General features: G+C 39.2%; 5 protein-coding genes, 1 pseudogene, 1 riboswitch and 1 other annotated feature. All 6 genes and pseudogenes read right to left on the reverse strand.

Going from position 1 to position 5,282, the window contains the following annotated elements:
* Positions 1-76: 76 nt before the first annotated feature.
* Positions 77-355: pseudogene (locus AB1L08_RS21410) on the reverse strand (class I tRNA ligase family protein); the annotation flags it as partial.
* Between the two features lie 74 nt (positions 356-429).
* Positions 430-649 (reverse strand) — a binding site (T-box leader).
* 302 nt (positions 650-951) lie between these two features.
* Positions 952-2,256: a nucleobase:cation symporter-2 family protein gene (locus AB1L08_RS21415; RefSeq protein ID WP_413066633.1), complete on the reverse strand. Its 1,305-nt coding sequence runs from the start codon at positions 2,254-2,256 to the stop codon at positions 952-954.
* Positions 2,253-2,840 carry a xanthine phosphoribosyltransferase gene (locus tag AB1L08_RS21420; RefSeq protein WP_413066634.1) on the reverse strand — a complete coding sequence of 196 codons (588 nt, stop codon included), beginning with the start codon at positions 2,838-2,840 and terminating at the stop codon, positions 2,253-2,255. The genes AB1L08_RS21415 and AB1L08_RS21420 overlap by 4 nt, the downstream gene beginning before the upstream one ends.
* Positions 2,841-2,981: 141 nt before the next feature.
* Positions 2,982-3,083: riboswitch (purine riboswitch) on the reverse strand.
* A gap of 143 nt (positions 3,084-3,226) precedes the next feature.
* The gene (locus tag AB1L08_RS21425) at positions 3,227-3,670 is read right to left on the reverse strand and encodes a hypothetical protein (RefSeq protein ID WP_413066635.1); all 444 of its coding nucleotides are present in this window, start codon (positions 3,668-3,670) and stop codon (positions 3,227-3,229) included.
* Positions 3,671-3,965: 295 nt separating this feature from the next.
* Positions 3,966-4,673: an FAD-dependent oxidoreductase gene (locus AB1L08_RS21430; RefSeq protein WP_413066636.1), complete on the reverse strand. Its 708-nt coding sequence runs from the start codon at positions 4,671-4,673 to the stop codon at positions 3,966-3,968.
* A 61-nt stretch (positions 4,674-4,734) separates the two neighbouring features.
* Complete coding sequence (locus AB1L08_RS21435; RefSeq protein WP_413066637.1) at positions 4,735-5,106, reverse strand: iron chaperone; 372 nt, start codon at positions 5,104-5,106, stop codon at positions 4,735-4,737.
* Between the last annotated feature and the right edge of the window lie 176 nt (positions 5,107-5,282).

Below are 5,282 nucleotides of genomic sequence, written 5' to 3' on the forward strand. Positions count from 1 at the left end.
ACCTCCCGAATTGATTTCTAAGAAGATTATCGCACGGATGACCTATGAACAGAATGTGGGTTTTATTTGACGCTTACTTTTCAACTTCTAATTCCACAGGTAAGCCATGTGTGTCCCACCCCGCTTTTCTTAAAACTTGAAAACCAGACATTGTTTTATATCTTGCTACAAAGTCCTTGATTGTCCTCCCAAGAGCGTGACCTGCATGCGGCAACCCATTTGCGGTTGGCGGCCCTTCATAAAAAACATAGGTCTCTCTTCCTTCTCGGTTAGATATAGAACGCTCGAACGTTCTATCCTTTTCCCATTTTTTACGCACTCTTAATTCCCTTTCAACACTCGACTCCTTCAACATTATCATTTTAATAAAAAACTCGCCCCTAAATACGCAGGGGCGAGTTTATATCAGAATAAAACCTTCAACCAACAAAAAAAACCACAGTAGTGGTTGGTGTTAATCAGTTAATATCTCACTACGTACTATCATACGTGTCCTGGGTATCGGTAGAATGCCGTCAAAGTTTAATATACTTTCAACTTTGCTTCTCGGAGAGGATTTTCACTATGGTCTTAACGTTGACTTTCAGCAAATCGTCAACTCTCTGTAGATAAGATAAACATAACTACTCTTTCTCGTCATAGAATTTAATATGAAATTGTTCTTAATATTAACAAAGAAAAAATCATAAGTCAAACATGGATGTTAGACTTATTTTACTTTGTTAATAACAACTTGATCCACTCAATAATCCTTATATTTAACACCCGGCACGGCATAGAGAGCACTTTGACGCTGCATAAATTCCTGGTTCGTTTTCATCGCCTGTTAATACCCCAAAATAAGAAATTCCTGCAAAATCTAAAATGACCATCTCGATCAAACTTCTTTGCCTATTACATGTCATCTACATGAATTTCAAAATGAATTAACCTGCTCATAGTTTTTATCTTTTAAGCGCTTCGCTTTGATGCAACAACAGTTTCCTGCCGTTTTCGATTTGGCAGCATATTAAATAAAATATTAAGCGCAATCGCCGTTACACTGCCCGCAACAATCCCATTACTTGTCAATATTTGCAATCCTGATGGAAGTGCTGAAAATAAGTCAGGAGCAACTGTAACACCAAGACCGAGGCCGACTGAACAAGCAATAATCATCGAGTTTTCTTGAGAATCGGAAATAATTTTACCTAGCATTTTAATACCTTGAGAAACGACCATCCCAAACATCGCCATCATCGCACCTCCTAAGACAGATGTTGGAATAATGGTTGTAAATGCGGCAATTTTGGGCAGGAATCCAAGGGCAATTAACATGGAACCCGTAATCAAAATGACTTTTCGAGACCGAACACCTGACATTTGAATCAGACCGACATTTTGCGAAAATGTTGTATATGGGAAGGCATTGAAGAGACCTCCAATGACGGAGGCCAGCCCTTCTGCACGATAGCCTTTTGCCAAGTCATTTTCCTTCAACTTCTTTTCACAAATATCACTTAAAGCGAAATAAACACCTGTAGACTCTACCAAAGATACCATCCCAACTATTGTCATCGTAAGGATGGCCGACCATTCAAATGTCGGATATCCAAAATAAAAGGGCCTTACGATTTGGGCAACGGCCGCATCCTGTACTGGCATAAAATCAACTTTACCCATGACACCGGCAGCAATTGTTCCAACACCAAGACCGAGTAATATAGAGATGGACCGAATAAAGCCTGTGGAAAAACGAAAAATTAAGATAATCGTTAGTAAGGTCCCGAAAGCTAATAGAATATTCGACAATGACCCAAAGTCTGCGGCATCTTGACCGCCACCCATATTATTGATCGCTACTGGAATTAACGTAATTCCAATAATGGTCACAACGGAACCTGTTACAACAGGCGGAAAAAATTTGATCAATTTGCCAAAAAACCCACTAATCAACATAATGATCAAACCAGAGGCAATGATGGAACCATAAATAGCAGATATACCAAATTCCTCACCAATTTTTATAATTGGACCAACCGCAGTAAATGTGCAGCCAAGCACAACGGGAAGGCCTATTCCGACAAATCGGTTACTTGTGATTTGTAACAGCGTTGCGACTCCACACATCAAAATGTCAATCGACACAAGATACGTTAATTGTTTATGATCAAATCCCAACGAATTTCCGATAATCAACGGCACAAGAATAGCACCTGCGTACATAGCCAAAAGATGCTGGATTCCCAATGTGGTGGACTTCAGTGCATTTTTCATAAAGTGTAACTATCCTCCGCAAATTCGACTTTTCCATTTTTTAATGAGGCAACATTTGCAAGTGATTCAACCCGAATTCCGCGATCACGGATCAATTGACCGCCTGATTGGAAACCTTTTTCAATGACAATTCCAACTCCCGCGAGTCTTGCTCCTGCTTGCTCAATCATTTCCAGCAACCCTAAAACCGCTTGTCCATTTGCCAAAAAGTCATCAATAATCAACACAACATCATCGTATTGAATAAAGTCACCGGAAATGGAAATTTCGTTTGTTTCTTTTTTTGTAAAAGAGTGGACTTGAGCAGTATAAAGATTTTCAGATAACGTTAATGATTTCCTTTTCCGCGCAAATACAACGGGGACGTTCATCAAAAGTCCTGCCATCGTTGCTGGAGCAATACCGGACGACTCGATTGTAACAATTTTTGTAACACCGGCTTCCTGAAAGCGGGCGGCAAATTCCTCGCCAATTTCCTTCATTAAATTTGGATCTATTTGATGATTTAAGAAAGAATCCACTTTTAACACGGTATCTGACAAGACTTTTCCCTCTGACACAATTTTCTTCTGTAATGCCTTCACAATGTTGTCCCCTTTCAACTAACTGATTTAAAATGCAAAAAACTCGCAGACGACGCCCCTTTCTAAGAGCAGGGCAGCAAAGTCTTCGAGTTTAATTCTTAAAGAAATAGAAAAAAACAAGATTTCCACAAAACCTTATTTTTCCAATCACTTGCCACCCATAGTCGATTTGTTTACGGCAAACCGGTAGAAACTTGCAGGCCTTATTCCAGCGATTATATGAGTGATTCCTATATTGTAGAATATTGTTATTATAGCATTTCCAATCCGATTTTCAATCGTTACTTTTAGGTAATAAGAAAAGCACAAGGCGCGCAGCCTTGGGAGACAAGCACAAGGAGAATTGCGAGCAAGTTACTGTTTTGGTGAATGTTTTTCAATAAGCCTTATGAAAATTCCTTCCCGGCAATTCTACTTATTAGTTTGCAAAAATCAGCCCATTCATCCGGATACTGATTATTTCCACGCATTTTTTTATTTTGCCCATCTCTAATGATCTCCACACTCCATTGTGTACCATCAAGTACACCCGGTTCTACGTATTCAGCCCTCCAATTCAGCAAGTTGACCTTCTTCAATCCTTCCAAGAATTTCTTAGCTGTGGCAGGGCGAATTGTTTTTCCAAAGGATTCTTGTTCTCCTCCCTGCCAAAAGCTCCAAGAAACTTGAAGAGTGGTCAGATTTACTTCCACATTGTAATAGCCTCCGAAGAAACCTCTCACTGAAGCTTTAAGTCCCTTAATTTGCGAATACCCTGTATTCATGGCCTGTTCTTTATCCCCCTCATACCTGTAATCATTACAGAAAGATTCTTGGTCACCTTCTATCATACATAACCTACAAGTTCAGTCTGATCGGCAATTGTAATGTTTCTTTTGCCTTTTTAATTAACTGGTATCCGTCAATTTGGTCTTCCTCTCTTACCGATCGAAGAAGCTCTTTCTATTAGTATAGCAGGGCGAAAAATCAGTGAATGCAAAATTTTTTCGTGAAATCAGCATTTTTTCCTCCCTTGATGTATAATGAACCACTGTTCGGCAATCAATGGTCCCATCGCTTAGCCCTGATTAAAAACAAGCACAAAAATCCCCGGACCAACTATTTGCCCAAGGGATCTTTAATTTCCTAATATCCAAAAAATGCATCCTTTTTGATATTCTGTTTTGGAACGTTTTTATCTTTTATATAGCCAGAAATCGATTCCACCATTGACTTTGGCCCGGCAATGAAATATTTACCGTTGTTTCCATAGGAGGTTGTGAATTTATCTATCTCCTTTTGGAGGTCACTCCTTGATTCAAGGTAACTTATACTAATGGAAGTTTTATCAGCAATCCCGTCCAGTTCATCTTTATAAAGGTGTGGCTTTTTGCTGTCCATATAAAGCAGGTAGATAAGGTCCCTGCTTCGATCCCCTTCCAGTTCTATTTGTTTTGTTATCGACCGAAATGGCGTAATTCCGATTCCGCCTGCAATAAGGAGTGATGGACTGTTATCTTTTAGATAAAAAGATCCTACAGGCCCGCTCATACTCATTTTCATCCCTGGTTTTAATTCTAACATTGCTTTCTTAAAATCACTTGGGTTATCGCTTATCCTCGTCGTTACCTTAATATTTTTTTCTGCCGGAGCAGATGCGACGGTGAATGGCCGAGTAGGATTTTTTATTTTCTTGTGGGTAATATTGAATAATCCATGCTGCCCTGCCTTCCAGGTTAAATCTTCCTTTTTTTCAAACAGGAAGGTATATATATCCTCTGACTCCCTGAAGCTTTCTAAAAACAATAGCTCGCTTTTTTTAAAAACTGAAAATACATCCTGAAAAATTCGCATTTCCCCACTCCTTTAAGCCGCTCAGAAGCCCTGAAATGCTTCCCAAGGGCTAACCGATTTTTTATCTTCGCCAGAAAGTTGAACAGTCTTCCTTGTCCCGAATATTAAAATCAATCATTTTCTCAAGCAGGGGATAATCAACAGGATCTTTCCAAGGGATACGAATCAACTCTTTTGTATAGTCATAGCCAGCCTTCACAATATCATTCTCGACATGAGTAATCGTTATGCTTTCAGGAGCGATGGACAAGTGCTTTTTGGATATGCTGAAGCCGATGATGAATGTGCCATGATCAGTAAACATGGGTTGATTCCATTTTATTTCTCTTTTTAATTTTGGATATTTAGTCATGATCCAAGTAAACACCTCTTCCGTCTTTTCCCGGTGCAAGGGATCATCAATCCCCGCTAAAAACTCAGCAAAGACTTCCATGTTGTGCCCTCCTAAAATCATGTGGCTCTGAGAAATTCCTCGAACTTCAGCTTTGAGGAGTAAAAATTCTTCGAGATAATTCACTTATTTTACCCCCCTAAATTTTGATAAATATGGGATAATTTAACTGTATTTATCATGATTTAGGGGGATTTATGGATGATTACAAGAAAAGA

Origin of the sequence: Siminovitchia jepli (assembly GCF_047228825.1) — a bacterium.
Lineage (GTDB): Bacteria > Bacillota > Bacilli > Bacillales > Bacillaceae_C > Siminovitchia.

Coding starts and splice junctions, on each gene's coding strand:
- AB1L08_RS21415 (WP_413066633.1), bottom strand. CDS start 2,256: ATGAAAAATGCACTGAAGTCCACCACATTGGGAATCCAGCATCTTTTG.
- AB1L08_RS21425 (WP_413066635.1), bottom strand. CDS start 3,670: ATGATAGAAGGTGACCAAGAATCTTTCTGTAATGATTACAGGTATGAG.
- AB1L08_RS21435 (WP_413066637.1), bottom strand. CDS start 5,106: ATGGAAGTCTTTGCTGAGTTTTTAGCGGGGATTGATGATCCCTTGCAC.
- AB1L08_RS21430 (WP_413066636.1), bottom strand. CDS start 4,673: ATGCGAATTTTTCAGGATGTATTTTCAGTTTTTAAAAAAAGCGAGCTA.